Origin of the sequence: Kitasatospora sp. NPDC048296, assembly GCF_043201815.1 — a bacterium.
In the GTDB taxonomy this organism is placed as follows: Bacteria; Actinomycetota; Actinomycetes; order Streptomycetales; family Streptomycetaceae; genus Kitasatospora.
The window spans coordinates 1-25,860 of record NZ_JBICZB010000061.1 but is presented as its reverse complement, the minus strand read 5'-3'; the positions used below and the strand labels follow the sequence as shown (position 1 = coordinate 25,860).

25 protein-coding genes and 1 pseudogene are annotated in these 25,860 nt (G+C 71.9%); 17 read left to right on the top strand and 9 right to left on the bottom strand.

Annotation, left to right across the window (positions count from 1 at the left end):
• Positions 1 to 464: 464 nt before the first annotated feature.
• Positions 465 to 1,283 carry an AMP-binding protein gene (locus tag ACGF12_RS28875; protein ID WP_393036161.1) on the top strand — a complete coding sequence of 273 codons (819 nt, stop codon included), beginning with the start codon at positions 465 to 467 and terminating at the stop codon, positions 1,281 to 1,283.
• On the opposite strand, the gene ACGF12_RS28870 is transcribed toward ACGF12_RS28875, so the two are convergent.
• Complete coding sequence (locus ACGF12_RS28870; RefSeq protein ID WP_393036158.1) at positions 1,278 to 1,568, bottom strand: muconolactone Delta-isomerase family protein; 291 nt, start codon at positions 1,566 to 1,568, stop codon at positions 1,278 to 1,280. The genes ACGF12_RS28875 and ACGF12_RS28870 overlap by 6 nt on opposite strands.
• Positions 1,569 to 1,730: 162 nt before the next feature.
• Between ACGF12_RS28870 and ACGF12_RS28865 the strand changes: the two genes are divergently transcribed.
• From ACGF12_RS28865 to ACGF12_RS28855, 3 genes are all read left to right on the top strand, one after another.
• A complete protein-coding gene (locus ACGF12_RS28865; RefSeq protein ID WP_393036155.1) occupies positions 1,731 to 2,657 on the top strand; it encodes a LysR family transcriptional regulator in 927 nt (308 codons plus the stop codon).
• A 201-nt stretch (positions 2,658 to 2,858) separates the two neighbouring features.
• Positions 2,859 to 3,572 (top strand): SDR family NAD(P)-dependent oxidoreductase, encoded by a 714-nt coding sequence (locus ACGF12_RS28860; RefSeq protein ID WP_393036152.1) that lies wholly within the window; start codon positions 2,859 to 2,861, stop codon positions 3,570 to 3,572.
• Between the two features lie 33 nt (positions 3,573 to 3,605).
• Entirely contained in the window at positions 3,606 to 4,001 is a 396-nt protein-coding gene (locus ACGF12_RS28855; protein ID WP_393036149.1) for a YybH family protein, read from the top strand.
• An 84-nt stretch (positions 4,002 to 4,085) separates the two neighbouring features.
• Here ACGF12_RS28855 and ACGF12_RS28850 read toward each other — a convergent pair whose 3' ends face one another.
• Both ACGF12_RS28850 and ACGF12_RS28845 read right to left on the bottom strand, forming a co-directional pair.
• Positions 4,086 to 5,294, bottom strand: coding sequence for an FAD-dependent oxidoreductase (locus ACGF12_RS28850; RefSeq protein WP_393036146.1), 1,209 nt, complete (start codon positions 5,292 to 5,294; stop codon positions 4,086 to 4,088).
• A gap of 233 nt (positions 5,295 to 5,527) precedes the next feature.
• Positions 5,528 to 6,103, bottom strand: a complete 576-nt coding sequence (locus tag ACGF12_RS28845; protein WP_393036142.1) for a helix-turn-helix domain-containing protein — start codon at positions 6,101 to 6,103, stop codon at positions 5,528 to 5,530.
• A 115-nt stretch (positions 6,104 to 6,218) separates the two neighbouring features.
• Here ACGF12_RS28845 and ACGF12_RS28840 point away from each other — a divergent pair, with 115 nt between their 5' ends.
• A complete protein-coding gene (locus ACGF12_RS28840; protein ID WP_393036139.1) occupies positions 6,219 to 7,139 on the top strand; it encodes an SDR family oxidoreductase in 921 nt (306 codons plus the stop codon).
• Between the two features lie 37 nt (positions 7,140 to 7,176).
• Positions 7,177 to 8,133, top strand: coding sequence for an alpha/beta fold hydrolase (locus ACGF12_RS28835; RefSeq protein WP_393036137.1), 957 nt, complete (start codon positions 7,177 to 7,179; stop codon positions 8,131 to 8,133).
• A gap of 82 nt (positions 8,134 to 8,215) precedes the next feature.
• Here ACGF12_RS28835 and ACGF12_RS28830 read toward each other — a convergent pair whose 3' ends face one another.
• On the bottom strand, positions 8,216 to 8,488 hold the full coding sequence (locus ACGF12_RS28830) for a DUF3592 domain-containing protein (protein ID WP_393036134.1): 273 nt from the start codon (positions 8,486 to 8,488) through the stop codon (positions 8,216 to 8,218).
• Between ACGF12_RS28830 and ACGF12_RS28825 the strand changes: the two genes are divergently transcribed.
• Positions 8,440 to 9,432 carry an FAD-dependent oxidoreductase gene (locus ACGF12_RS28825; protein ID WP_393036131.1) on the top strand — a complete coding sequence of 331 codons (993 nt, stop codon included), beginning with the start codon at positions 8,440 to 8,442 and terminating at the stop codon, positions 9,430 to 9,432. The genes ACGF12_RS28830 and ACGF12_RS28825 overlap by 49 nt on opposite strands.
• 8 nt (positions 9,433 to 9,440) lie before the next feature.
• Here the strand turns inward: ACGF12_RS28825 and ACGF12_RS28820 are convergent, their stop codons facing one another.
• On the bottom strand, positions 9,441 to 10,277 hold the full coding sequence (locus ACGF12_RS28820; protein ID WP_393036221.1) for a beta-1,3-glucanase family protein: 837 nt from the start codon (positions 10,275 to 10,277) through the stop codon (positions 9,441 to 9,443).
• Positions 10,278 to 10,369: 92 nt separating this feature from the next.
• Here ACGF12_RS28820 and ACGF12_RS28815 point away from each other — a divergent pair, with 92 nt between their 5' ends.
• The 5 genes and pseudogenes from ACGF12_RS28815 to ACGF12_RS28795 form a co-directional block, all read left to right on the top strand.
• Entirely contained in the window at positions 10,370 to 10,738 is a 369-nt protein-coding gene (locus tag ACGF12_RS28815; RefSeq protein WP_393036128.1) for a DUF6223 family protein, read from the top strand.
• 234 nt (positions 10,739 to 10,972) lie between these two features.
• Positions 10,973 to 12,193 (top strand): NAD(P)/FAD-dependent oxidoreductase, encoded by a 1,221-nt coding sequence (locus ACGF12_RS28810; RefSeq protein WP_393036125.1) that lies wholly within the window; start codon positions 10,973 to 10,975, stop codon positions 12,191 to 12,193.
• Between the two features lie 18 nt (positions 12,194 to 12,211).
• Positions 12,212 to 13,165: a sigma-70 family RNA polymerase sigma factor gene (locus ACGF12_RS28805; protein ID WP_393036122.1), complete on the top strand. Its 954-nt coding sequence runs from the start codon at positions 12,212 to 12,214 to the stop codon at positions 13,163 to 13,165.
• A gap of 247 nt (positions 13,166 to 13,412) precedes the next feature.
• On the top strand, positions 13,413 to 14,612 hold the full coding sequence (locus tag ACGF12_RS28800) for an NAD(P)/FAD-dependent oxidoreductase (protein ID WP_393036119.1): 1,200 nt from the start codon (positions 13,413 to 13,415) through the stop codon (positions 14,610 to 14,612).
• A gap of 118 nt (positions 14,613 to 14,730) precedes the next feature.
• Positions 14,731 to 15,087, top strand: a pseudogene (locus ACGF12_RS28795) (sigma factor); the annotation flags it as partial.
• 739 nt (positions 15,088 to 15,826) lie between these two features.
• Here ACGF12_RS28795 and ACGF12_RS28790 read toward each other — a convergent pair.
• Positions 15,827 to 16,822, bottom strand: coding sequence for a helix-turn-helix domain-containing protein (locus ACGF12_RS28790; RefSeq protein ID WP_393036116.1), 996 nt, complete (start codon positions 16,820 to 16,822; stop codon positions 15,827 to 15,829).
• A 166-nt stretch (positions 16,823 to 16,988) separates the two neighbouring features.
• On the opposite strand from ACGF12_RS28790, the gene ACGF12_RS28785 reads away from it, so the two are divergent.
• Both ACGF12_RS28785 and ACGF12_RS28780 read left to right on the top strand, forming a co-directional pair.
• Positions 16,989 to 17,759 (top strand): SDR family NAD(P)-dependent oxidoreductase, encoded by a 771-nt coding sequence (locus tag ACGF12_RS28785; RefSeq protein ID WP_393036113.1) that lies wholly within the window; start codon positions 16,989 to 16,991, stop codon positions 17,757 to 17,759.
• 286 nt (positions 17,760 to 18,045) lie between these two features.
• Complete coding sequence (locus tag ACGF12_RS28780) at positions 18,046 to 19,635, top strand: GMC family oxidoreductase (protein ID WP_393036108.1); 1,590 nt, start codon at positions 18,046 to 18,048, stop codon at positions 19,633 to 19,635.
• Positions 19,636 to 20,215: 580 nt separating this feature from the next.
• Here ACGF12_RS28780 and ACGF12_RS28775 read toward each other — a convergent pair.
• Positions 20,216 to 21,070 carry an oxidoreductase gene (locus tag ACGF12_RS28775; RefSeq protein ID WP_393036105.1) on the bottom strand — a complete coding sequence of 285 codons (855 nt, stop codon included), beginning with the start codon at positions 21,068 to 21,070 and terminating at the stop codon, positions 20,216 to 20,218.
• Between the two features lie 36 nt (positions 21,071 to 21,106).
• On the bottom strand, positions 21,107 to 22,144 hold the full coding sequence (locus ACGF12_RS28770) for an aldo/keto reductase (RefSeq protein ID WP_393036102.1): 1,038 nt from the start codon (positions 22,142 to 22,144) through the stop codon (positions 21,107 to 21,109).
• 70 nt (positions 22,145 to 22,214) lie between these two features.
• On the opposite strand from ACGF12_RS28770, the gene ACGF12_RS28765 reads away from it, so the two are divergent.
• The 3 genes from ACGF12_RS28765 (at position 22,215) to ACGF12_RS28755 (ending at position 24,787) form a co-directional block, all read left to right on the top strand.
• Positions 22,215 to 22,805: a TetR/AcrR family transcriptional regulator gene (locus ACGF12_RS28765; RefSeq protein WP_393036099.1), complete on the top strand. Its 591-nt coding sequence runs from the start codon at positions 22,215 to 22,217 to the stop codon at positions 22,803 to 22,805.
• A gap of 277 nt (positions 22,806 to 23,082) precedes the next feature.
• A complete protein-coding gene (locus ACGF12_RS28760) occupies positions 23,083 to 23,673 on the top strand; it encodes a TetR/AcrR family transcriptional regulator (protein ID WP_393036097.1) in 591 nt (196 codons plus the stop codon).
• A gap of 463 nt (positions 23,674 to 24,136) precedes the next feature.
• Positions 24,137 to 24,787, top strand: coding sequence for a DUF2306 domain-containing protein (locus tag ACGF12_RS28755; protein ID WP_393036094.1), 651 nt, complete (start codon positions 24,137 to 24,139; stop codon positions 24,785 to 24,787).
• A gap of 49 nt (positions 24,788 to 24,836) precedes the next feature.
• Here ACGF12_RS28755 and ACGF12_RS28750 read toward each other — a convergent pair whose 3' ends face one another.
• On the bottom strand, positions 24,837 to 25,382 hold the full coding sequence (locus tag ACGF12_RS28750; protein ID WP_393036091.1) for a sigma-70 family RNA polymerase sigma factor: 546 nt from the start codon (positions 25,380 to 25,382) through the stop codon (positions 24,837 to 24,839).
• Between the last annotated feature and the right edge of the window lie 478 nt (positions 25,383 to 25,860).

Sequence of the window (25,860 nt, the reverse complement as noted above, 5' to 3'; positions counted from 1 at the left end):
CGCCCCGGAAGCCGTCGGCACAGCACTGCCGGCCGTCAAATCGACCCACAAGGCGTCCGCGGCGGCCAGGGCGAGAAGGCCGCCCGAGCGGCGCGGGATGGCGCGGTGTGGCATACCCGGCAGGTTAACGGGCAGTGCTGACATCCGCACGCCCGAGTGCGACGGCCGTCCAGCGCCCGGACGTCGCTCATCACCATCCGAATGGCCGATCCAGCAGAAGGTCTCCGGCGGCTGGCGCACGGCACTCGGCGCCGAGCGCTTCTTCGCCGTGCGCGGCTACCTGTCCACTGCCGTCGAGCAGGGCCGCAACCTGCTCGACGCCGTCATCCGACTACTATTCGACGGCCGAGGCGCCTGGATCCCCGCCCCCACCTGACCACCGAACCAGTCACCGCAGCGGCAGGTCTGCAGAGCGGAGCGAGCCAGGCGCACGACGCCGGGGGTCGCACTGTGCCCTCCCGGCAGTGCCGGAGTTGGTGGTCGCGATGCTGGCGTGCGCCCGGATCGGAGCCGTCCACACCACGATGAAACCCGACACCGGGCCTTCGGCGGTGTCCGACCTCCGGCTGGTGATCACCGCGGACGGAGCGCACCGGCGGGGCGGCACGGTGCCGTACAAGGCCGCACTCGACCCCGCGCTGGCGCGCTCCCACCGGATCGGACAGGTGCTCGTCGTCCGGCGCACGGCGGAGCCGGTCCCCTGGCGGAACGGCCGCGACCTGTGGTGGCATGAAGAGACGGCGCGCCACTCCGAGCGGAACACGTCGGCACTACGAGACGGCCGCGAACCGTTGTTCGCACCCGCGGCCGGCGGCCCGTACGCCACACAGGACCTTCCGGTGCGCACCGCCCGCAGCCTCCGGGCGGTGCTCGGCCTGCGGCCCGACGATGTCTACTGGTGTACGGCCGATCCCGGTTCGGCTGCCGGCGTCCACGCCATGTACGCGGCGTTGGCCTGTGGAGCCGCCCTGGTGCTGCACGAGGGCGCCCCGGTGACGCCCGAAGTGGACGGGTTGAGCGAAACGGCCCGACGGTACGGGGTGACGGTCCTGCACACCGCCCCGGCGGCGATCCGCGGCCTGACCGGCCCGCACGAGGGGCTCCACGGGCGCGGGGAGTTCACCACCCTGCGGGTCGTCGCGGCACTGGCCGAGCCCGACGCCGAACACCTGTGGTCCTGGCACCGCCGCCCCGGAGCCGTATCCGGCCGGAACGTCCGGGACGACTGGGAACTGCGCTGCCACACTGCCGGCACGGAGCCGACGGCTGGTGGATCATCATGACTGGCCCGGGTCGTTGGGGTGGGATTCGAGGGCGGTCACGGTGAGGGTCATCCACGGGCGCAGCGGGAGGCTGTCGAGGACCTTCTCGCGAAGCTCGTCCTCGTCGGCGGCCCGCCAGATGCCGATGCTGCGCAGTTCGCCGAGCGGGCGCCACAGCCGCGCCAGGTGGCCGGCGGCGGCCAGTTCCCGGGCGCGAACGGCCTCGGCGGCGCGACGGCGGCCGACCTCGTTCGAACTGGTGCCCTCAGGCACGGTGGTGGTGATCTCGACCAGGAACTCGTTCACGGTCAGGCTCCGTTCTCGGGGCGCCCGGCGAGGGGCCGGGGCGCTGCGCGGTGCTCCGCGGGTTCGGGCGCCGCGTGCTCTCATCGTGTGCGCGTGGCCGGACCGGGCGCCACGACCGACGTCCTCCATGCTGTTAGGCGCAGCCTCCTACCGGGCCGTAGCATGAGGGGCGTGGAGTTGCGCCAACTGCGGTACTTCGTCGCGGTCGCCGAGGAGCTGAACTTCGGCCGGGCCGCTGCCCGGTTGCTGATCGCCGGCCCCTCCCTGTCCCAGCAGATCAAGGCACTCGAACGCGACCTCGGGGTGCGCCTGTTCGACCGCGACCGGCGCTCGGTGGCACTCACTCCGGCGGGCACCTCGCTGCTCCCGCACGTGCGCGCGCTGCTGGACCGGGCCGACGACCTGCGGCGCCGGGCCGGGCGGCTGTCCGGTTCGGAGCCGGTCCGGCTGGGGTACGTCAACTGGCTGCCGCCCGACCTGATCGCCCGCACCTCCGCGGTGGCCCGGGTGCACATCGACGCGTGGGTCGCACCCTCCCACACCCAGGCCGCCCGGGTCGCCGACGGCAGTCTGGACCTCGCGGTGTGCTGGGTGCGGGACGAGGACCTGGAGCAGCTGGGCCTGGTGGCCCGGTTGGCCGGCGCGGACCGGCTCCACGCGGTGTCCGCGGGGGCCGGTACCGGCGCCGTGCGCTCCCGGGACGCCGTCGTGCTGCTCGACGACGACGTCACCTCCTGGGCGTCGTGGAACGTCTACGCCGAGGAGTTCGCCCGCGATACGGGCGCCCGGGCTGAGCGCATCTCCGACGGCGGTGTCACGGGCCCCGCGTTCTTCGACCACGTCCGCCGCCTCGGCCGACCGGTCGTCAACTGCCCCAAGGGCCAGAGCACCCCACTGCCGCCGGACCTGATCCAGCGCCCGCTGGTGGGGCCGCGGGTGCACTGGACGTGGTCGCTGGTCCGGCGCGCGGACGAGGAGCGCCCGGCGGTGCTCGCAGTGGTCGACGCGCTCTGCGACGCCGTCGGGGACCTCGGGCTGCACGACCCGGATACCTGGCTGCCGGCGGGCGACCCGTACCGGCGCCGGTAGCGCGAGCTGCCCTGACCAGGGCTGGGAGGCCGGGCCTTCCAGCAGGGAGGCAACCGGTCCCGGCGCGGCGTTGCCCGCTGCCCGTCGGCCTGTCTACCGTCGAAGCGTCGACCGGCGGCCGGAGCCGAGGTCGAGGCCCGGTAATCCCACTCGGCCACCCCGCCACCGAGCCCGTGCTCGGCCGCATCCTGGAGGAAAATCATGGGCATGCAGAACCGGAAGGTCGCCGTCATCACCGGCGCCTCGCAGGGCATCGGCGCCGGCCTCGTCGACGCGTACCGCAAGCTCGGTCACGCCGTCGTCGCCACCTCGCGCACCATCGCCCCCGCCGACGACGCGGGTGTTCTGACCGTCCAAGGCGACATCGCCGACCCGGCCACCGCCGAACGAGTCATCGCCGGCGCCGTCGAGCGGTTCGGCCGGGTGGACACGCTGGTCAACAACGCGGGCGTCTTCGTCGCCAAGCCCTTCACCGACTACACCGCCGACGACTACGCCACCGTGACCGGGGTGAACCTGACCGGGTTCTTCCACCTCACGCAGCTGGCGGTCGGTCAGATGCTCGCCCAGGGCGGCGGACACATCGTCACCATCACCACCAGCCTGGTCGACAACGCCGACGCCCGGGTCCCCTCCGTGCTGGCCTCGCTGACCAAGGGCGGCCTGCAGTCCGCCACCAAGTCGCTGGCCATCGAGTACGCGACCCGCGGCATCCGCGCCAACGCCGTGTCCCCGGGCACCATCCGGACCCCGATGCATCCGCAGGAGAGCCACCGGTTCCTCGCCGACCTGCACCCCGTCGGCCGGATGGGCGACATCGACGACATCGTCGACGCGGTCGTCTACCTGGAGAACGCGCTGTTCGTCACCGGCGAGATCCTCCACGTGGACGGCGGCATGAGCGCCGGTCACTGAGTCCCGACCACCCCTCAGCCCTGGAGAACCGCCATGCACCGGACCACCACCACGGACGACGAGACGATCCTGCGCAGCGTCCTCGACGGCTGGAAGGCAGCCGTCGACAACCACCAACCCGAGCAGGTCGCTGCCCACTTCACCGAGGACGCGATCTTCCAGGGCCTGCACCCCTACAGCACCGGACGGTCCGGCGTCGCCGCCTACTACGACTCGCAGCCGCTCGGTCTGACCGCTGACTACCGGATCCTGGAAATCCGCCGCCCGGCCGAGGGCCTGGTGCTCGGCTACCTGAGCGTGGACTTCTCCTTCACCGATCGGCCGACGTTGAGCGTGTACCTCAGCGTGCTGGTGCGGCAGGTGGAGAGCGGCTGGGCGATCGCGCACTACCAGGTCTCCAGCCTGAACGAGGCTCGGACTGCCGAGTAGCAGCGGTTCGGGGCAGGGTCGGGGCGGCACCGGTGGCCTGCGAGGTGCTGCGGGTTCGCGGTCCGGCCCGGTCGGCCCGGCGGGTCACGCGGTGGGCAGCGGGTCCTGACCCACGAGCTGGTGGCCGCGCTCGGCGGATTCGCGGACGGCGTCGAATCCGTACTCGACCATCTCGGCCTCGTACGCGTGCAGCGCCGCGAGCAGGTCCGCACCGCCGGCGGCCTCGACGAGCCGGTTCGCGAGCACGCGCGCGTCGCGCAGCGCGGTGTTCGCCCCGACTCCGATGGCCGGGCTCATCACGTGGATGGCGTCGCCGAGCAGCGTGACCGCGCTCGTCTCCCACGCCGGGACCGGCACGCTGGTGCGGACCGAGACCGGGAAGACCGAGGCGGGATCCTGGCGCGAGACGATCTCACGCAGCGTCGGATGCCAGCTCTCCAGCAGGCCCAGGGCCAGCTCCCGCAGGTCCGGTCCGGTCATGGCGAACAGCTGCTCGTCGGTGCACGGCAGCAGTTCGCGGCGGGCGCCGAAGACGCAGGCGAGGTAGTCGGTGCCCGCGCCCAGCGCGATGTCCGGGGCCAGCCGGGCCGCGGCGTCGTGCGGGGCCTCGGGGTACTGCACCGGCGCGAGTCCGATGAAGCGTCGGTCCGGGCCGATCACCGTGGTCCACAGGCCGAGCAGCTCGGCCGGGATCCGCTCCCGGTCCGCCTCGCCGGCGAACGGGACCTTGCCGTAGAACAGCCGCAGTCCCGCGTCCACGACCCGGGCCTCGGGCAGGAGTTGGGCGCGCACCGCGGAGTTGACCCCGTCGGCGCCGATCAGCACGTCGCCGGTGGCGCTGGTGCCGTCGGCGAAGTGCGCGGTCACCGGGCCGGTGGGCTCGGTGCGGTAGTGCGTGAGCCGGGCGCCGTAGTGCACGGACTTCTCCAGCCCGGACAGCAGGATCTCGCGCAGCGTCCTGCGGTTGACCGCCAGGCGCCCGGCACCGGGCAGGCCCGGTACCGGCGCGAGCTGCTGGCCGTGCACCAGGTCGAGCCGGTGGTCGAACGCGTCCATGCGTGTTCCGGGATGGCCCGCGGTGGCCGCGAAGAGCTCGAACGCCGCCGGGGCGAGCACCGCCTGCAGCGCGGTGATGCCGTCCGGGTTGATGCGGATGCGGTAGCCCTGGTTGCGGAAGGCCGGGCTCGGGTCCCTCTCGTAGACGGCGACACTGATCCCCGCCTGGTGCAGACCCTGTGCCAGGGCGAGGCCGCCGAGCCCGCCGCCGGCGATGATGACATGAAGATCCGACATGATCGGTCCCTTCTCGGTGATTTCACGAAAAGGGACGCACCGGGTGTGCCGCACGGGCACTGTACGAGCCAGGCAGTGTGCGAGCACTGCTTCGCCATCCGGACTACCTACCGGACCGTGACTTTCGTACGTCCACCGTTGACGCTAGCACGCGCCCTCGGCGGCGACCACCACGCGGATCTGGCGCACCGGCAGGGAGGCCACGCGTCAACGGTGGTGGCGCCGATTCGCCGCTACGCGTCGAGGGTGGCCGCGCGGGCGCACAGGTCGGCGAGGGTGGTGCGCGCGATCTCGGTGTAGGGCTGCTCGTTCTCCGGTGCGGCCCAGCGCGAGATGGTGAGCGTGAAGGCGAGGACGCCGATCTCGGCGGCGAGGCGCGCGGTGGTCTCCTCGGTGCCGTGCGCCTGGAGTGCGTCGGCGACGGCGGTGGCAAGGCCGGCGAGTTTGAGCAGTTCGCGTTCTCGCAGCTTGCTGTGGGCGGCGACGATCGCCAGCCGTTGGACCGCGAGGTCGTGGCGGTCCGGGGTGAAGCCGGGGGCGGCCGACTCCAGCGCCGCGGCCAGGCAGGCGGCGGGCGTGGCCGCGGCCGGAGCGTCGCGGATGGCCGAGCCGAAGCGCTCCGCCAGCAGGCCCTGGCGGCCGGAGAGCACCTCCCGCTTGTCGGCGAAGTGGCGGAAGAAGGTGCTCTTGGTCAGTCCCGCGCGCTCCGAGATCTGGACGACGGTGGTCGCGTCGTAGCCCTGTTCGGTGAACAGGGCGAGCGCGGCGCGTTCGAGGCGCTCCGGCGCGTTGGGTTCCCATCTGGCCATGTGGCCACCCTACCCGAGTGATGGCACCAAGTCCCATCAGCTGCTACGGTGAAAGTGATGGGACAAGCTCCCATCACTTTCACCGGCCCCAGGCCACCACATTCAAGGAGTCTCCATGCGTGTCTTCGTCACCGGAGCGTCCGGCCACCTCGCCGCGGCAGTCATCCCCGAGCTCATCGCCGCCGGACACGACGTCCTCGGCCTCGCCCGCTCCGAGGCCGCCGCGGCGACCGTGGCCGGGTACGGCGCCCGCGTGCACCGCGGCGACCTCGCCGACCCCGAGTCGATCGGCGGGGCCGCCGCACCGTGCGACGGCGTGATCCACCTCGCGTTCGACCACGAGCAGCTGCGCTCCGGAAACCTCCCCGCCGCCGTCGGCGCGGAACGCGCCGCCCTCGACGCGCTCGGCGACGCGCTCGCCGGAACCGGCAAGCCGCTGGTCGCCGCCTCCGGCACGCTCGGCCTGGCCACCGCAGGCCTGGGCCGGCCCGGCACCGAGCACGACACGGGCGGCCCCAGCGGACGCTCCGGCAACGAGAACGCCGTGATCGCCCTGGCCGAACGCGGCGTGCGCGCCTCGGTCGTGCGCGTCCCGCCCATCACCCACAGCGAACTCGACCGCACCGGCCTGGCCAGGACCCTGATCGCCATCGCGCGCCGCAGTGGTGTCTCCGGCTACCCCGGGGACGGGGCGAACCGCTGGCCCGCCGGCCACACCCGCGACGTCGCCCACCTGTTCTGCCTGGCGCTGGAGAACGCGCCGGCCGGCACCCGCTGGCACGCGGCAGGGCAGGAGGGCATCACGATGCGCGAGATCGCCGGACGCATCGCCGAGCACCTCGGCATCCAGGCGGTGAGCATCCCGGCCGACCAGGTCCAGGCCCACTTCGGGCCGCTGGCCATGTTCGTCGCCCTCGACAACCCCACCAGCACCCAGGTCACCCGGCAGGTCCTCGGCTGGGCACCGACCCACCCGGACCTGTTCGCCGACTTCGACACCTGCGACTACTTCACGGCGCCCGCGCCCGGCCACTGACGGCACCGGATCCGGGGCCCCGAGAGAGGAGAAGCCCATGACCTACGGACCGCACAACCCAGAGGCCACCTACGTCACACACGCCTACCCCGAGCACGGCTTCGACACCGGGGAGATCACGCTCAACTACGCCACCACCGGATCGCCCCAGAACCCGGCCCTGCTGCTCATCCCGGCGCAAGGGGAGTCCTGGTGGGGCTACGAGGCGGCGATGCAGCTGCTTGAGGACGACTTCGAGGTCTTCGCCGTCGACCTGCGCGGCCAGGGCCGCTCCACCCGTACCCCGGGGCGCTACACGCTCGACAACATGGGCAACGACCTGGTCCGGTTCGTCAGCGGACGCATCGGGCGACCGGTCGTCGCCTGCGGCCTGTCCTCCGGCGGCGTCATCGCCGCGTGGCTCTCCGCCTACGCGCCGCCCGGCATGCTACGAGGCGCGTACTGCGAGGACGCACCGCTCTTCTCCTCGGAGATCCAGCCCGCGTACGGCCAGGGCATGCACCAGGCCATCGGCCCGTGGTTCGAGCTGATGAACAAGTACCTCGGCGACCAGTGGTCGGTCGGCGACTGGCCGGGCCTGAAGAAGGCCATCGCCACCGACCTGCCGCCAGCGCTCGCCCGGGGCCTCGCGGCGATGGGTGACTTCCTCGGTGGGGACGAACCGCCCCAGACGTTCAAGGAGTACGACCCCGAGTGGGCCCGCGCGTTCGCCAGCGGCTCGGCCAGCGCCTCGGCCGACCACGCCCGGATGCTCGCGGCGGTCAAGGTTCCGGTGCTCTTCACCCACCACTTCCACCACGTCGACGAGGAGTCGGGCCGGCTCCAGGGCGCCATCTCGGACCTGCAGGTCCGGCACGCCCGCGAGCTGATCACCAAAGCCGGCCAACGATTCGACTACCTGTCGTTCCCGCAGGCCGGCCACGTCATGCACGGCAGCGACCCGCAGCTCTACAGCCGGACCCTGCGCGACTGGATCTCCACGCTCGACACCTGACAGGGCAAGCTGTCTTTCGTGAACGAGGCGTTCCTTTCCGGCTGTTGGGCAAGGCGAATCGGTACCCACAGGATCCGCGGCGTCACACGACGTGCGTCAGAAGCAGCAGCGGAATCGCGGTGAAGGTCGTGCCCACGAGCACCATGACGCCGATGACCGCCGTCTTCTGCGCTCGGGTGTCGATTACTGCGGTCTGCGGGGCGTCGGGCTGGTAGCGCACCGGTACCGGGCGGCCGACGGGCCAGCGGCGGGTCCCGGAGTAGGCGCTGCGGCGCTCCCTGGTTTGGCCCGCCGCGCTACCGGCTCGTGCTGAACCCGATCGGTTTCCGTGCGGTGCGCGACTGCCTGCCGACACGCTGGCACCCGCTGCTGGACGAGATCGTCATGGACGCCTCCGCCGAGCAACTGGTCCTGGACCCGCAGCTGAACGAGATCGGCAGGCTCGGCGCGGGCCGGACCGGCATCGTGGTCGACCGCCAGGTGCTGCGGCACCTGTTGCTGACCGGCCTCACCGTGCACACCGATGCCGCGCTGACCGGCTACGACGTGCTGGCCGACGGCAATGTCCGAGCCCGGTTCGCCCGCCGCGACCCGGCCACCGCCGACCTGCTCGTCGGCGCGGACGGCGTCACCTCCGCGATCCGCGGGGTGTTGTCGCCGCAGACCACCCCGACCGACACCGGCGTCCGGTTCGTCATCGGCCGCACCCCGCTGACCGACGAGTTCGCCGACCTGTCCAGGGCCTACGGCTCGAAGATCACGGGCTGCGGCGTCAGCCTGCTGCTCGGCGCGATGCGCTTCCGTACCCCGCCGAAGCAGGCCGCCGAGCAACTGGCCCCCGAAGTCACGCTGCCCGACATCGGCGACTACGTGCGCTGGGCCATGATCCTGCCGCCGAACGGCTCGCTGGGATACCTGACCGCGCAGGACGCCGTGCTGTCCAGGATGGAAGGCTGGCACCCGGAGCTGCGCGCGCTGATCGAGCAGGCCGACCCGGACAACAGCACGCTGCTGTCCATCCGGGCGGTCAAGCCCGGTGAGCGCTGGGCCTCCGGCCCGGTCACAATGCTCGGCGACGCGATCCACGCCACCTCCCCGACCGGCGGCAACGGCGCGAACACCGCGCTGCGCGACGCCGACCTGCTGCGCCGCTGCCTGATCGAGGCCAACGAAGGCCGTCAGGATCTGCTCAGCGCGGTCGACGACTACGAGCGGCAGATGTTCGAGTACGGCGCCGAGGCCGTGCGCAGCAGTCTTGAGAAGCTGCCCGCCTTCGCCCCCGAAGCGAAACTGTCCTGAGGCCGAATTCACCTCGTGCGATCGACCGAACTCGTCGCTGGTGGCGGCATCGGGCCGCAGCCAGTGAGTGGGAGACGTCCACGGCCAGGACCAGCCGGCCATCCGCAGCCCGCGGCAGCGACACCCCGGGCCAAGGAGCGCCGTAGCCGGCCGATCTCGATGAGGCCCCGGTTCAGAGCGCCGTGCCCGCGCCGGTGCTCGGGCGCCAACGCCGACCCGACCAACCGCACCGGACAGTCTGCCGTTCGCCGCCCTGCTCGAGGAGAACCTCGCCTCGGCGAGTCCGGACTCTGACGGGTGCTCATGCAATCGGTCCCGGGCACGTGGTGAACCGTGATCGCCAGGTTGGGGCTGAGAACTCGCAGGTCGCCGCCGTCCCCGCTGACGATCAGCCGGCTCCAGTCGCTGCCGTCGGCGGCGGACTGGGCTCGCAGGGCGTCGGCGACCCGGGCCAGTCCGTCTGAGGGTAGCCCGCGCACCGTCTGGGTGGCCTGGCCGGTCTCCAGCTGGAAGGCGATCGGAAGGCAGACCAGGTCCACGAAGGTGATGTTGGCGTACAGCTGATCGTTGTTGTAGGTGAATTCGCAGAAGCCGTGGCGGACGTTCGTGTTGGGGTCGCCGGGGTTACTCACGGAGGGAAGGACCAGGCCTCCGTCGCGGTTCATCAGGAAGGTGAGCTTGGCGTCGACGGAGAAGTAGATGCGGCCGCTCTCCAGCCGCGGCAGGGTCACACCTCTCGGGCCCACGCCAGGACCGTTGAGCGCGATCGCGCAGTCCACGTCGAGCGGAGTCTGGTCGTTCGCCGGGGACGGCGGGTGGTAGAGGGAGGATCCATCGGCCTGGATGAAGGCTCAGGTACCCCCGGCCGCCGGGTCCCGGCCGAGCACGTCGCCTGCCGGCGGGCGACTTCGAGGTTGGTCCGGACGCCGGAGGTGTCGTGTTCGCCGAACCGGCGGCCGCTCATACCTCGGTGCATCCGGTCGCCGTCAGTGTGTACACCTTGAGCGCCGGGCGACTCGGGGCGATCGCGGCCGCGACGCCGGCGCTGACCGGCGTGGTCGTCGGCGGGCTGGCTCTGGCCCGCTCCACCGGCCGGATCGGCGCCGGCCCGGGGCGACGCGGAGCCGTCGTGGCCCTGCTGGCGGGACTGACCGGCACGGCCCTCGGCGCCCTGGTGGCGGCCACCGCCTCCGGCGGCCTCGGCACCGGAAACGGCCTGGGCGGGGCCTGCGTGGCCCTGCTGGCGGGACTGACCGGCACAGCCCTCAGCGGGCGGGCGCTGACCCGCTCCCGCCGCGCCGGCTGACCAGCTCACCAGCGCATGGGACCGCGCTCCGGCGAGTGTCCGTGCTGCCGAAGCTCACGAACCGACTCACCGGCGTACGCCGGTCGCATCCCGGACCCGGGTTCGAGTGCTGTCCGGTCACGCATCCAAAGCCACCCGTCGCACTGTGACTCGCGTCACATGCCGTTCCTGTCAGGGATCGGGGCGCTGTTCCGCTCAAGTCACCGGGAGCAAGCGAACCGACAGGAGCTACTCATGAAGCACCGCATTGTCGTTCTCGGCGCCGGCTATGCTGGGGCCTACACGGCCGGGAATCTGGCGCGCCGGCTGTCGCCGGCGGACGTCGAGATCACCGTGGTCAATGCTGTACCGGACTTCGTCGAGCGGATGCGCCTGCACCAGTTGGCGGCCGGCCGGGACGTCGAGGCTCCGAAGCTTGTCGGCGTGTTCGCGGGCACGGGGATCCGGCTGCGCGTGGCCCGGGTCACCGCCGTCGACCCCGAGCGCCAGGTCGTCGCCGTGGCCGACGCCGACGGCGGCGGCGAGCTCGGCTACGACACGCTTCTCTACGCGCTCGGCAGCCACGGCGACGTCGACGGCGTTCCCGGCGCGGCCGAGCACGCCTTCGACGTCGCCGCCCGGCCCTCGGCGCTGCGCCTGCGCGAGCGCTTGGACAGCCTGGGCAGGCGAGGCGACGGCGGGAGTGTGGTGGTCGTCGGCGACGGGTTGACCGGTATCGAGACCGCCACCGAGATCGCCGAATCCCGCCCCGGGCTGTCGGTGACGCTCATCGCCCGCGGCGAATTGGGCGCCCGGCTCTCCGTCGGAGCCCGCAGCCGCCTGCGCCGGGCCTGCGACCGGCTGGGCGTCACCGTCCTGGAGCACACCATGGTCGAGGTCGTCGAAGCGACGCGGGTGCTGTGCGCCGACGGCACCGCCGTGGCGTCCGATGCGACCGTGTGGACGGCCGGGTTCGCGGTCGACCCCATCGCCGCCGCCGGCGGGCTGGAGGTCACCGGGAACGGTCGGATCGTCGTCGACCGCACCATGCGGTCGGTGTCACACCCGAACGTCTACGCCATCGGCGACGGCGCCTATGCCATCGGCGACAACGGCCGACCGCTGCCGATGTCCTGCGCCTCGGCCGCCTGCACCAGCCAGCAGGCCATCGAGACGATCCTGGGGCGCCTGACCGGCCGCAAGATCGCGAACACCAAGCTGGTCTACACGTACAACCACATCAGCCTTGGGCAGGGGGACGCGATCTGGCAGGGGGTCGACGACGAAGGGCAGCCGAAGCCGAAGCACATGGGCGGCCGGAAGTCCGCGCGGCTCAAGGTGCGCCTTGTCGCACTCTCCTGCTGGGCCACCTCGCACCCGACCCTCGGCATGCCCAAGCGCAAGCACCGCCTGGCCGCCGCTCCGGACGCGACTGCCGATAGCGTAGTCTCGTCCGGCGCGAAGACGGTCGCGTAGCCGCCTAGGGTGGTCCGCGTGGACAGCGCCGCCACTGATCGCTTCGACACCAGTCGGTTCGAGGCCGGCCGCAACCGGCTGGCCTCGCTGGCGTACCGTCTCCTCGGCTCCGCCACCGACGCCGAGGACGCCGTGCAGGACGCGTTCGTGCACTGGCAGGCCGCCGACCGGCAGCGGATCAAGGTGCCGGAGGCGTGGCTGACCAAGGTCGTCACCAACCTGTGCCTGGACCGGCTTCGCTCGGCGCAGGCTCGCCGCGAACGCGCCGTGGGCGCCTGGCTGCCCGAACCGCTCCTCGACGGCGACCCGATGCTCGGCCCGGCCGACACGTTCGAGCAGCGCGAATCGGTCTCCCTGGCCGTGCTGACTCTCATGGAGCGCCTGTCACCCCTCGAGAGGGCGGTCTACGTCCTGCGCGAGGCGTTCTCCTACAGCCACGCCGAGATCGCCGAGATCCTCGGCATCGCCGAGTCCGCGAGCCAGCAGCACCTTCACCGGGCCCGGCGCCGCATCACCACCGCGCGCCGTGGCGGCGGCGAAGCCGACCCGGCAGCCGCCCGCAGGATCGTCGAGGAATTCCTCGCCGCCGCCTCCTCCGGCCGCACCGAACGGCTGGTGGCACTGCTCACCGACGACGCGACCGCGATCTCCGACGGCGCCGGCCTGACCGAGAAGCTGCTGCAGTACGACACCGCGCAGCGCATCGCCGCCATCGCACGGGCCGGCTTCAAACCCACAGCCGCGAAGCGGCGACTCGCCGGCGGCACGTCCGCCGTCCACTACGCGCTCGTCAACGGCGCCCCCGCCATCCTCTTCGTGCCCGGCGACCAGGTCGTCGGCGCCGTGACATTCGACATCACGGGCGACAGGATCGCGACCGTGCGCGGCATCGCCGCCCCCAGCTGCCTCACCCGCCTCAACGAAGCCTGGCGGCAGCACGAACCGGACACGCCGCTCATCGCCCAGTGGTGACCCGACGCCGACCGCGGCCAGGCTTCGACCGGACGTCATCGCAACCGGTGAACGCCGCGAGCGTGCAAGCGCGTCAGGCTGGTGCCGCATCGGCAGTGTCCGTCCTGCCGGGGAGGAGGGCTGTCCTCCAGCCGACCGACCGTAGCGCCGAGCCCACACCCGTAAAGTGATCTGCGCCACATGCTGTCACAGTCATCGACAGCGCGGTGTCTTGAGGCCGAACCCCCCTGGAGACGGAGGAGACACCATGGCTGACAGCACCGACGTGGTCGTGATCGGCGGCGGGTACGCCGGCGTGATGGCTGCGAACCGCCTGACGCAGCGCGGCGACGTGACCGTGACGCTGATCAACCCGCGTCCGGTCTTCGTCCCGCGGCTGCGCCTGCACCAACTGGTGGGCGGATCCCACGACGCGGTCGTCGACTACCGGGACGTCCTGGCCGACGGCGTCCGGCTGGTGATCGACAGCGCGACCCGGATCGACGCGGCCGAACGCGGCGTGACGCTGGCGACGGGCGGCACGGTCGGCTACGACTACCTGATCTACGCGGCGGGCAGTGGCAGCGCCGACCCGGGCGTGCCCGGAGCAGCCGAGTTTGCCCACCCGATCGCCACCCTGGAGAAGGCGCAGCGGCTGCGGTCGATCCTCGACGCCGCTCCCGCCACGGCCACGGTAACGGTGGTCGGGGGCGGTCCGACCGGCATCGAGACCGCCGCCGAGCTGGCGGAGCAGGGCCGCCGGGTGACCCTGGTGTGCGGAGGCGTGCTCGGCCCGCACCTGCACCCCCGGGCCCGACGCACGGCCTCCAAGCGGCTCGCCAAGCTCGGACTGACCGTACTCGACGGCCCCGGCACCAAGGTCACGGCCGTGACCCGAGACGCCGTGCACCTCGCTGACGGCCGCGAACTGCCGAGCGAGGTCACCATCTGGACCGCCGGCTTCGGCGTGCCCGATCTGGCCATGTGCAGCGGGCTGAACACCGACGCCGCAGGGCGCCTGCTCACGGACGAGACGCTGACCAGCGTGGACGACGAGCGCATCATCGCGGCCGGGGACTCGGCAGCACCGTCGGACCTGCCGTTCCGGATGAGCGCCTACACCGCGGGTTGCCTGGGCGCACACGCCGCCGACACGGTGCTGAGCCGGATCGCGGGAGGGCGGCCTGCGCCCATCAACCTGTCGTTCCCCGCCATGTGCATCAGCCTGGGTCGTCACGCCGCCGTCTTCCAACTCGCCCACAAGGACGACACCGCGAGGAGGCTCTACGCCACCGGCCGACCTGGAGCGAAGCTCAAGGAACTCTCCTGCGCGTTCAGCGTGAAGCACCTGGTGGAAGAGGCGCGCAAGCCCGGTTCGCACACCTGGCCCAAGGACGACAAGCACCGGCCGCAGCTGCTGCGGGCCAGGCGCGGCAAGGCGGCGGCCGCCGCTGAACGGGCAGCGTAGCCAGGCATTCGTGGCCGGCCCGGCCGACCGGCGGCACGGCGGGCCAAAGACCATGCCGTTGACACATGTTCGAACGCCGCTTGGAGCCAGGCCGGCCGCCGAGGAGAGATCACGAGAGATGACCGACCACGCCACGGACAGGGCGACCGAGACGTTCGTCGCCCACCGCAACCTGCTGTTCACCGTCGCCTACGAGATGCTCGGCTCGGCCGCCGACGCCGAGGACGTCCTCCAGGAGACCTGGCTGCGATGGGTCAAGGTCGACCTCGGTCAGGTGAGTGACCAGCGCGCCTACCTGGTCCGGATCACCACCCGTCAGGCCCTCAACCGACTGCGCACCCTGAAGCGCCGCAGGGAGGCGTACGTGGGCCAGTGGCTGCCCGAGCCGCTGCTCACCACGCCGGACGTGGCCGAGGACGTCGAGCTCGCCGAGAGCGTGTCGCTGGCGCTGATGCTCGTCCTGCAGACCCTGGCCGTCTTCTTTCAGGCGGCCACCGCCGGACTGCTGCTGTCCACGTCCTGCGGCGAGACGCTGTACAGCGTGGGAGCGCGCGTGATGTACGGCGCGTCCATGCTGTACGTGCTCGCCGCGATCCTCGCCTGGCGGCCGGGCGGCGGCACACCCCGTCCCATCCTGTACGCCTTCGGCTTCCTCGTACTCGCGTCGGTGCAGGTCGTGCTGGGCATCGCGCACACGCCCTCGCTCCATATCCCCCTGGGCGTCATGATGTTCGGCCTCAGCACCCTGGCAATGGGTCAGATACGGTCCACCCGCCTTCGGGGCCGTACCAATATCCGGCCGTAGCGCCGCTCCCAACTCCGTCAACGGCAGCCCGGCGCGATGAACACCGCAGGCCCCTCGCCGAGACAAGGCGCCGCGCTGGGTTGTGCCGCGCGCCCGCCCGGTCCCCGTCACCACGTGAAGCACCTACACGCTCTGTCAGAGGAGGACGCATGGATACTCCGACCCCGCGCACAGCCGACACACTGCCGTCGCCCTGGCCGACGGTGGCCTGCGGCACTGCCCGCCGGGTCGCCGGTCATGGGAGTCTGTTCCTCTCGTAGGGATCCGGGTTTTCCCAGCGGAACGGGACAGTGCGGGCCCGGGCCGACATGCCAGGGAGGTGGACCACCGGGACCTGCCGCTCCGGCTCACTCCGCGGCCGCCCCACGGGGGATGGTGCAGCGGCGTCCTGGTGCCGCACCCCGCCTCGTCATACGGCGTGCCCGCCCGGCACCGCGTGACTCGCCGACGCGCGGGCGAACTCGGCTGGGGTCTGGCCGTAGTGGCGCTTGAACGCCCGGCTGAAGTGGCTGCTGTCGGCGAACTGCCAGTACGCGGCGAGCCCCGAGATGCTCGGTCGGCCGGTCGTGGACAGAAGGGCGGTCCTGGCGTGTTCGAGCCTGCGACGGCGGATGTATCCGGCGACGGTCTCCTCGGCGCCGGCGAATGCCCGGTGCAAGGTCCGGACGGAAACGCTGAGTTCCCTGGCGAGCAGGGCGGGTGAGAGCTCCGGGTCGGTGAGCCGGGCGTCCGCGAGATCCCTGGCAGCCTGGGCCAGGGCGGGCGCGTGGGCGGGCTCGGTGCCGTCGGGCCGCTGCCGCAGCACGCCCCGGACCAGCTCGATCAGGGCCAGGTGGGCGGCCAGCGCGCCACTCGGGGAGAGGTCCGGAGCAGTCCGCGACACGAGCCGCGCGTGCCCCAGCAGCAACCGCGCCTCGGCCGCGGCCGAGGAGCCGGTGACCAGCCGGTCGCCGATGAGCGGGCCGAGCGCGCGGGCGGGCAGGATCAGCACCGTCGCCCTGGCCTGCCGGGCCACCTCGAAGGTCGGCGGCCCGCTGCGCTGGAGCATGAAGTCCCCAGTGGGAACGGTGAGGCGGCCGTCCCGCCGCCGGGTGAAGTCCCAGGCGTTGCGCGTCACCGCGTGTAACAGCACCAGGTCGTCACCCTGGTCCAGGGCGCTGCCGTTGGTGCCGACCAGCGACTCGCTGCGGACGTCGGCGACCACCGACTCGTGCGCCAGGACGGCACGGGCGCTGATCCTGAACTCACCTGCGGCCCCGGGCGTGAAGGCGGGCGCGGGGTAGGCCTCGCCGACCTGCGCCTCCCAGCCGCGCCGGAACCGGTCGAAGCCGCGCTCCGGTGCGCCGGGGGCTCTGACGTCGACCGCGAAGGTCCTGCCGCTCCCTGCCCCGCTCGTCCCCGACACCGTCGCGTCGCCTCCCCTGCCTGGCGCTGAAGTCCTGTCGACGTGGCACTGCCGTTCAAGCGTACGGGGCCGCGCCCTTCCTAGGGTGAGTCGAACCGGTCGGGCCGGATTTCCCTGCCTGCCGCGAGAAGGGTCGGATCGCGAGAGCTGTGCCGAGGAGGAAGTCGTGAGCGCGGACACCGAGCGGGTCGTGGTGGTGACCGGAGGCGGGTCGGGGATCGGTGCGGCGATCGCCCGCCGCTTCGCCGTCGAGGGCGCGACGGTCGTGGTGGTCGGTCGGACGCGGGAGAAGCTCGACCGGACGGCTGCCGGGGCGCCCGTGGGCGCGAAGGTCCTCGCGCGGACCGCCGACCTCACCGTGCCCGACCAGGTCGACACGCTGTTCGCCTCCATCAAGGCCGAACTCGGGCGGTTGGATGTCCTGGTCAACAACGCGGGCGCGCCCGCGTTCGGCGCCGTCGACGCGGTGACCCCCGACGCCTGGCGAGCCGCGATGGCGCTCAACCTCGACGCGGTCTTCCACGCCAGCCGGGCTGCGCTCGGGCCGTTGCGGGCCGCGCGCGGCTCGATCGTCAACGTGGGCTCCACGGGCGGCCTGGGCGGCGACTACGGCATGGCTGCCTACAACGCGGCCAAGGGCGCGGTGGTCAACCTGACCCGGGCCATGGCCTTGGACCACGCCCCGCAGGTGCGTGTCAACGCGGTCCACCCGGGATTTACGCTGGGCACCGGTATCACCGCAGGCCTGGCCGCCGAGACGCCGGTGGTCAAGGCCTTCGCGGAGCGCATCCCGCTCGGCCGGGTCGCGTTCCCCGAGGAGATCGCATCCGTGGTCGCCTTCCTCGCCGGTCCGCAGGCACGCTATGTGACCGGCGCTCAGCTCCCGGTCGACGGCGGCCTCAGCGCCGCGAGCGGACAGCCCCGCATCGTCCCGTGAGCCGGCCGCCGGGCAGGAGCACCGGCCCGATGCGCTGCACGACCCGGCAGACCGTCGCCGGCGGGACGCCGAAAGTCGGGGCCGACTGCCGCATGGTCAGGTTCGTGCAGTCGTGCACGGCCACCAGCAGCGCCCGCTCCGGCAGCGCTCAAGGCACCATGAACGGCCCGGGCGGGGCACATTGTCGTTGTGTCAATAACTGATCGATCGGAACCGCTGCTGTGATCGGGCGGGGACAACCACGAGGATGGCCCGACCGTACGGGCCTTGGTGAGGAGCGCGGACAGTGGACGAACGGCAACAACAGGTGACGCAGGCCGGATTCACCAGCGCCGCGAACGGGGCAGCCCCGGCAGTCGAGTTCGACGTCATCGTCTGCGGCGCGGGCTCGGCGGGATCGACGGTCGCGGGGATGCTTGCGGCCGACGAGGACCTGCGGGTGCTGCTCTTGGAGGCGGGTCCCGACGACGTCGACGAGCGGGTGTCCGATCCCGACCGGTGGTTCGAGAATCTCGGTAGCGAACGCGACTGGGGCTTCGTCACCGAGCCGGGCCGCCACATCGACCAGCGGTGCCTGCCGTACTCGATGGGCAAGGGGCTCGGGGGCGGTTCGAGCATCAACGTCGGGGTCTGGTCGCGCGGCCATCGGCGCGACTGGGACGACCTCGCCGCGAGCTGCCAGGATCCACGGTGGGACTACCGCTCGACACTCGGCGCCTACCGCGAACTCGAGACCTGGAACGGCATTCCCGACCCCGACCGGCGGGGCACCGCGGGACCGATGCACATCCGGCCGGCGCAGCCGCTCCATCCGTTCTTCTCGGCGATGCTCGAGGGAGCCGAGTCAGTCGGCCTCGATCGCTACGACAGCCCGAACGGGGAGCTGGCCGAGCTGGGGAGCGGGTGCGCCGTCCGGGACGAGATCGTCGAGGACGGGACGCGGCGCTCGCCCTACCGTGCGCTGGTCGCCCCACGGCGCGGACAGCGCAACCTGACGGTGCTCACGCACACGTTGGTCACCCGGGTCCTGTTCGAGGGCAACCGGGCGGTCGGCGTCGAGGCGGTGGCACAGGGCCGTCCGATCCGCTTCCGTGCCGCGCGCGAGGTCGTACTGAGCCTCGGGGCGGTCCAGACCCCCAAGATCCTCATGCAGTCGGGCGTCGGGCCCGCCGGGCACCTCGAACCGCTCGGCATCAAGGTCCTGGAGGATCTCCCCGGCGTGGGCGCCAACCTCGACGACCACCTGCTCTTCGGCTGCGTCTGGGAGGCCGGCGCACAGGAGTTGCCCCCGCCGCCGCGCGCCCAGGCCGTGTGCTTCTGGGGCAGCGACGGCCGCGCCGAGTCGCCGCAGTTCGTCATGTACTCCGGCGCGAGCGCGTTCATGAGCCCCGAGGCGCAGGCGCGGTACGGCAGGCCGGAGCCGGCCTCCACCTTCCTGCTCGGCATGCGCCTGCGCTCCCGCGGTTCGGTGCGGCTCGCCGACGCCGACCCGACGAGTGCGCCCGTGATCGAGACCGGCTACTTCGACGAACCCGACGACCTGCGTGACGCCGTGGATGCCTACCGGTTCGCCGAGGCGATCGCCGACTCGGAAGCGATGCGCCCCTACCAGGGCCCAGGCGCGATCCCCGGGAACGCCTCCGACGCCGAGGTCGCGGCCTACATCCGCGCAGCGGCCAACACCTTCTGGCACCAGTGCGGAACAGCCCGGATCGGCGTCGACCGCCATGCCGTCGTCGATTCCGAACTGCGCGTCAGTGGCCTGGAGCGCCTCCGGGTCGCCGACGCCTCGGTGCTGCCCCGCGTGACCTCCGGCAACACCATGGCGCCGTGCATGGTCATCGGACACCGGGCAGCCACCCTCATCCGTGGCTGAGCGGAACTCAAGTTTCGCCATTTTCGTGATCGTCGTGCGGTCACGTGGTGACGCTGTGTGGTGTTTGCTTCTGGGCCGCAGGCGCGTCGCCCTCAGGGGCGGCAGTGGTCGTACGGCATCGGGAGACGGCGGCGCGGGAGTCACATCGCGGCGCGCTGATGCGCGCGGGAGGCGCGCTGGGCCAGCACGATTCCGGACGAGGTTTCTCGCGGTGTGGATGCGGCGGGCGGCGATTGTGGGGCTGGCGCCAGGGGCGTTGGCGGAGCGCGCGGTCTCGTGTACGTGCCGCGCCCACTGGGCGGCGAAGTCCGCCGCGGGCTGAAGCCCCAGCACACCCACCGGTGCGCGCACCTTGTTGATCAGTCGCGGCGAGATCACCTCGGCGTCCGAGACGATTGCGGGGGCGGCAAACTGCCGCTCACGGTCGAAGCGTTGGCGGGCCGGCACCAGGCGCTGAGGCCCCGCCCGCCGCCGTAGTGGCACTCCGGTGGGCGGATCACGCGCACGGTCTCAACCGTCCACTGGCCGTGCACGAGCCGAGAGGGCGTTTGTTGTGACCGGCTGCGCCGGCCGCGCAGCCTCAGCCGGCGCGTCCGGGGTCTGCGGCGTAGTTCGTGGACAGCGTGAGCTCGCTCCACTGTTCGATCTCGGCGCTGAAGGTGGCGAGCGCGCTGGTGACGGCGCGGTGGGCGTCCGAGCCGAGCAGGAGGTGCGTGGGTGGATCGGGAAGCTCGATGAGCTTGAGAATCGCTTCGCCGGCCTTGTCGGGGTCGCCGGGCTGGCGGCCGTAGAAGCCGGCACGGGCAGTGCTGATCGGATCGATGAGCTCGTCGTAGTCGGGGACGGAGCGGGTGGCGCGGTGCATGGATCGCCCTGACCACTCGGTGCGGAACGCGCCGGGTTCGACGGCGGTGACGTGAATCCCGAAGCTGGCGACTTCGGCGGCGAGCGATCGGGTGATGCCTTCGAGGGCGAATTTGCTGCCGTTGTAGACGGTGAGGGTGGGGGAAGGGATGAGTCCCCCGACAGACGTGATGGCGATGATGTGTCCCGCGCGGCGCTGTCGCATGCCTGGCAGGACAGCCCTGAAGGCGGCGACCGCACCGAAGACGTTCACGTCGAACTGGCGGTGCCATTCGTCCATGCTCGATTCCTCGAGGCTGCCTTCGTGGCCGTATCCGGCGTTTGCGACGAGTACGTCGATCGGCCCGAGCGTGTGCTCGACCTCGGTGATGACGGCCTGGGTGTGTTGGTGGTCGCTGACGTCGAGCAGGCGAGCGTGACTACGCCCGGGAATGAGGGCCTCGAACTTCGCGGCGGCCTCGTCCGTGCGGACCGTGCCGATGACGGTGTGCCCCGCTGCGAGTGCCCGGTGGGCGACGGCCAGGCCGAGCCCGCTGCTCGCGCCGGTGATCAGTAGGGTGCGCTGTTGCATTTCTGGACTCCTGGGAGCTGTGGAGCGGAGCGGGAGCTAGGCGACGGGCACCGCGGGACGGTGGTAGGGCCCGCCCTCGACCAGTGGGTCGCTGTGGAAGTTGTGGACGTGCGGTTCGCCGAGGGCCGGCGTGCCCGCGTCGTCGATCCGCGCGAGGTGCTCGGGGGAGAGCGTCACGCTCAAGGCGTTGAGGCTCCCGGCGAGCTGTGTCGGGCTGGAGGCTCCCAGGACCGGGATCAGGGCCGTGCTGGATGTGCGGGCACGCTCGAGCAGCCACGCGTAGCCGACCGTCGCGCGGGGCAGTCCGGTCTCGGCGGCCACGGCCGCGACAGCCTCGTGGACCCCGGCCTCACGCGGCCCCGGGCGGCCTGCTTCGGTCCAGTGCGGCAGATGGGAGGCGGGCGGGGTGCCCGGGGGATCCGGCTCCCGGGCCAGGAAGCCGCCACCGAGCACGGACCAGGCCGTCACCCCCAGGCCGAGTGCCTCGGCGGCGGGCAGGATCTCGCGCTCGGCGTCGCGCTCGGCCGGTCCGTACTCGGTGGTGATCCCGGCCAGGGCGGTCAGGCCGCGCAGTTCGGTGATCGTCGCCGCGCGTGCGATCTTCCACGCGGGATAGTTGCCGAGTCCGACGTGGAGGACCTTCCCCGAGGTCACCAGGGAGTCGAAGGCGGCGAGCGTCTCCTCGACCGGCACGTGCGCGTCGTAGCCGTGCGTGAAGAGCAGGTCGATGTAGTCGGTGCCCAGCCGCTTCAGGCTCTGCTCGACCGAGCGGATCATCACCCGGCGGCCGTTGCCGCGTTCGACGAATCCCTCGGTGCGCTCGGTGCCGATCCCGTACTTCGTGGCGATCACCCACTGCTGCCGCTCCCGGCCGAGGAAGCGCCCCACCAGGAGCTCGGCCTGCCCGCCCTGGTAGCCGGGGGCCGTGTCGAGGAAGCGGCCCCCGGCATCCGCGTATCCGGCCAGGACTGCGGCCGCCTGCTGCGCGGGCACGGTGGTGCCGAACTTGCCGGTGCCCAACGCGATCTCGGAGACCCTCAGGCCCGAGCGCCGCCCGAAGAGCCGGTATCTCATGGCATGCCACTCCTGAACTGACTTACGTGACTGTAAGCTAAATAGCTGACGCCAACGTAAGCTAGTCGGCATGACAGGTCAAGGCATCCCCGTCCGGGCCGGAGCAGAGGGCAAGGCCGACGGCAGGCGCACCAACACGCGCACCCGCATCCACGAGGTGGCCCTGGAACTGTTCGCGGAACTCGGCTACGAACGCACGACGATGCGGCAGATCGCCGACCGCCTGGGCATCACCCGCCCGGCGCTCTACTACCACTACCGCAGCAAGGAGGACATCCTCGCGGCCGTCCACCGCGATCTCGCCTACAGCGTCGATGAACTCCTCGCCTGGGCGAAGGCGCAACCCGCGACCGGAGCCACGCGCCAGGAGGTGCTCCGCCGCCTGCACGCGCTCATGTCCGGGCCCTGGGGCATCTTCACCCGCTTCGCTCAAGCGAGCGAGGCCGCGATGCGCGACCTGTCCGCCGCTGCCGAGTTCAGCCAGCGGATGGACGACGTCGGCACCCTGCTGAGTCCGAGCGACACCGTCGAAGGCCGAATCAAAGGACGCCTGGCCCTCAGCGCCCTGTTCATGGCGAACGCCCGCAGCGCACAACTGGGAGGTTCCACGGCTGAGCGCATGGACGCCGCCCTCGAGATCGCCTACGAGCTTGTGCGATGACCGGGGCCGACGCGTGCCTTCGCGCCTTCATCGCGTACTGGCCGGCGGCCGGGAGTCGACGGGCCGGTCAGGCCGTCAGGAACGCCACCCCCGTCGCCCCGTCCGGTGGTGGGTGAACCGAACGGGCAGGTTCCCCGTAATTCACCGGTGAGGCCACCTCCCCCGGGCCTCGGAGCGGGCCCCTCGCCCCCGGCCTGCTCCCCCGCGGCCCGGCTCGCAGCCGAGGCGAGCCGGGCCGCGTGCGAGTTGGGTGCCGGCGTGGCGGTAGCGTGGACGGGTGGAATCCAAGCAGGCGTCGCGTACCGGCTACCACCACGGGGCGCTGCGGCAGGCGCTGATCGAGGGGGCCCGGGACATCCTGGCCGAGCGGGGGCACGAGCAGTTCAGCCTCAACGAGGTGGCCCGGCGGGCGGGGGTGAGCACGGCTGCGCCGTACCGCCACTTCGAGAGCAGGGACGAACTGCTGGCGGCCGTGGCCGACCAGGGCTACGCGACGCTGTACCGGAATCTCCAGCAGGTGGCCGCTGCCACCGGTGGCGTGGCGGAACGGCTGCTGCGGCTGGGCGGGGCGTACGTGCGGTTCGCGCAGGAGCACCCGGGTCTGTTCGTCACGATGTTCCGCAGTCGGTCGGGCGCCGAGCCGGTCGGGCACGACTCGTTCGAGGTGCTGTTGTGTGCGGTCGAGGAGGCTCAGCGGGCCGCAGTGGTGACTACCGTCCCTTCGGCGGAGCTGTTGACCAGGTCCATCTGGGCGACCCTGCACGGCCTCGCGGTGCTCAGTCTGCGGCAGCCGCACGAGCGCTTCGGGATGGACGGCTCACCCGAGGAGCTGGCCGCTGCCACGCTGTCGGCGATGCTGGGGCTGTGACCGGGGTGCCGGCAGGTCCTCGATCAGGGAGGGGGATGGGGAATGTGGCGCGCCCCCCTGGCCGGGGGTGCGTCGTTCTGATCTGGCGGTAGTTCGAGCCGGCGCCGACGAGATGCGCGCTGGACGAGGAGGTCCGGCGAGGGAAAACGACCGGGTGCCGCGCCTGTGGGCGGTGCCCGGTGGTGTTGGACGGCGCTGATACGGCGGGCTGCCGGCTCCGATCCGCGCCCATCCTGTCGTCGCCCCGGCACCTCCGACGTCGAACCTGCGTTCTGCCTCGCGGCTATGTAAATACCTCTAACATCAGTGTATGTTAGAGGCGCTTACATCGGGTGTCACCCAGAACCGGGAGTTACGCATGGCCTCCATTGCGCCGCCCGCACCGCCCGCACCGCCCCAGCAGCGGTCGCGTCCCCGGAAGGGGCGAGGGCGCTGGAGCTGGGCCTGGGTCACCTTCTCGTCGGTGGCGATCGCCGGCTACTTCGTGGGCCAGTACGCCCAGGGCACGCTGTCCTCCCTCGGGCGGCAGCACGTCGGGCTGGCGCCCGACTACGCCACCCAGCCCTGGCCGGTCCAGGCGGCGTTCTACTTCCACATCGTCTTCGCGGGGCTGGCCCTGGCGCTGGGCCCCTGGCAGTTCTCCCGCCGGCTGCGCGTGCGGCGCGCGGCCGTGCACCGGGGGATCGGGCGGGTCTACCTGGTCGGCGTCGGGGTCGGGGCGGTGGCGGCGTTCGTGATGTCGTTCTTCAGCACCGTCGGCCTGCTCGGGTTCTTCGGCTTCGGAACGCTGGCGGTGCTGTGGGGCTGGACCGCCTGGCGCGCCTACCGGGCCATTCGCGAGCGCGACGTCCGCAGCCACCAGGCCTGGATGATCCGCAACTTCGCACTCACCTACGCCGCGGTCACCCTGCGTCTGTGGTACGGCGTACTGATCCTGGTCCAGATCCCGTTCGTGCACGGCGTCGACCCGATCGACACGATCATGCCGCACGCCTACGCCCCGCTGCCGTTCCTGTGCTGGCTGCCGAACCTGGTGGTTGCCGAGTGGATGATCCGCCGCCGCAGCCTGCCGGCCCTGCACCTGATGGCCAGCCCCAGCCCTGGAGAGGGATGAACCTGCTCGCCGTCGCCGTCGCCGTGGCCGTGGCCGTGGCCGGGCCGGCTCAGCGGGCACTTTCCCCCAGCGCGTCCCGCAGTGCCCGCAGGGCGGTGTGCGTACGGGACTTGACGGTGCCCTCGGGCACCCCCAGGGCCTCGGCGGCCTGCCGTACCGAGCGCTGCAGGTAGTAGACCTGGAACAGCGTGTCACGGTGCATCTGGCTGAGCCCGGCCAGTGGGCCTTCGAGCAACTGCCGGTTGACCACCTGCTCGTACGGTTCGCCGTCCGCCGGGACCCGCGCCAGCGGGGCGTCGTCGACCTCCGGCGGGCGGGCGGCCCTGGCCCGTACTGCGTCGATCGACAGCCGGCGCCCCACCGTCAGCAGCCACGGCCGCACCGTCTTCGGGTTCTCGTGCAGGCGCGGGAGGTTCTGCCACGCCCGCAGCATGGTCTCCTGCAGCAGGTCCTCGGCTGCCTGCCGATCGCCCCTGGTCCAGCTGAGCATCGTGCGCAACAGTCCGGCGGCGTTGGCCTCGTAGAGCCGCTCCAACCTCGACTCGGTGTACGCCCTGGTGGCGTACAGATCAGCCGGCGCCGTCATCGTCGTCATGGTTTCGCCCCTGTCGGTGATCCCCGTTCGGGACGATCCTGCGGTGAATGGGCGCACCGAGACATCCGTGAAACTCACGTAGGCTTTCCGGCCCTCACGTGGGTTCCTCGACCGGCTCACGCACGGTCCCCGGTTGCAGGAAGTCCTTGACGACGCGCCAGGGGCCGCGAGCCCGCCGGGTGGGCTCCGCTGGGGCCGTGGCCTTCCCTCGGGGGCTGTGGTCCCGCCACTGGGTGCGGCTGGCGCGGGCCGCCGGTTCGGCGGCACGGCCGACGACACCACCTGGTGACGCGGGAATGGGGACTGGAGGACGGCACGCACCGTCAGGAGCATTGCCGTGGGACAGGAGTCCGCCCCGGCCACAGGCCCAGCGGACGCGAAAAGGGGCTCTTCTGACGTACCTGTGGGTGTGATCACGCGGGTTGGCGGCCGGGCAGGGTGGGTCGGTTGCCGCCGAGGCAGAGCATGACGAGGGCGA

Excerpts from the sequence above, each read along its gene's own strand:
- ACGF12_RS28865 (WP_393036155.1), top strand. The coding sequence starts at position 1,731 with ATGAGGGGCGTGGAGTTGCGCCAACTGCGGTACTTCGTCGCGGTCGCC.
- ACGF12_RS28860 (WP_393036152.1), top strand. The coding sequence starts at position 2,859 with ATGGGCATGCAGAACCGGAAGGTCGCCGTCATCACCGGCGCCTCGCAG.
- ACGF12_RS28855 (WP_393036149.1), top strand. The coding sequence starts at position 3,606 with ATGCACCGGACCACCACCACGGACGACGAGACGATCCTGCGCAGCGTC.
- ACGF12_RS28850 (WP_393036146.1), bottom strand. The coding sequence starts at position 5,294 with ATGTCGGATCTTCATGTCATCATCGCCGGCGGCGGGCTCGGCGGCCTC.
- ACGF12_RS28845 (WP_393036142.1), bottom strand. The coding sequence starts at position 6,103 with ATGGCCAGATGGGAACCCAACGCGCCGGAGCGCCTCGAACGCGCCGCG.
- ACGF12_RS28840 (WP_393036139.1), top strand. The coding sequence starts at position 6,219 with ATGCGTGTCTTCGTCACCGGAGCGTCCGGCCACCTCGCCGCGGCAGTC.
- ACGF12_RS28835 (WP_393036137.1), top strand. The coding sequence starts at position 7,177 with ATGACCTACGGACCGCACAACCCAGAGGCCACCTACGTCACACACGCC.
- ACGF12_RS28810 (WP_393036125.1), top strand. The coding sequence starts at position 10,973 with ATGAAGCACCGCATTGTCGTTCTCGGCGCCGGCTATGCTGGGGCCTAC.
- ACGF12_RS28800 (WP_393036119.1), top strand. The coding sequence starts at position 13,413 with ATGGCTGACAGCACCGACGTGGTCGTGATCGGCGGCGGGTACGCCGGC.
- ACGF12_RS28775 (WP_393036105.1), bottom strand. The coding sequence starts at position 21,070 with ATGCAACAGCGCACCCTACTGATCACCGGCGCGAGCAGCGGGCTCGGC.
- ACGF12_RS28770 (WP_393036102.1), bottom strand. The coding sequence starts at position 22,144 with ATGAGATACCGGCTCTTCGGGCGGCGCTCGGGCCTGAGGGTCTCCGAG.
- ACGF12_RS28765 (WP_393036099.1), top strand. The coding sequence starts at position 22,215 with ATGACAGGTCAAGGCATCCCCGTCCGGGCCGGAGCAGAGGGCAAGGCC.
- ACGF12_RS28750 (WP_393036091.1), bottom strand. The coding sequence starts at position 25,382 with ATGACGACGATGACGGCGCCGGCTGATCTGTACGCCACCAGGGCGTAC.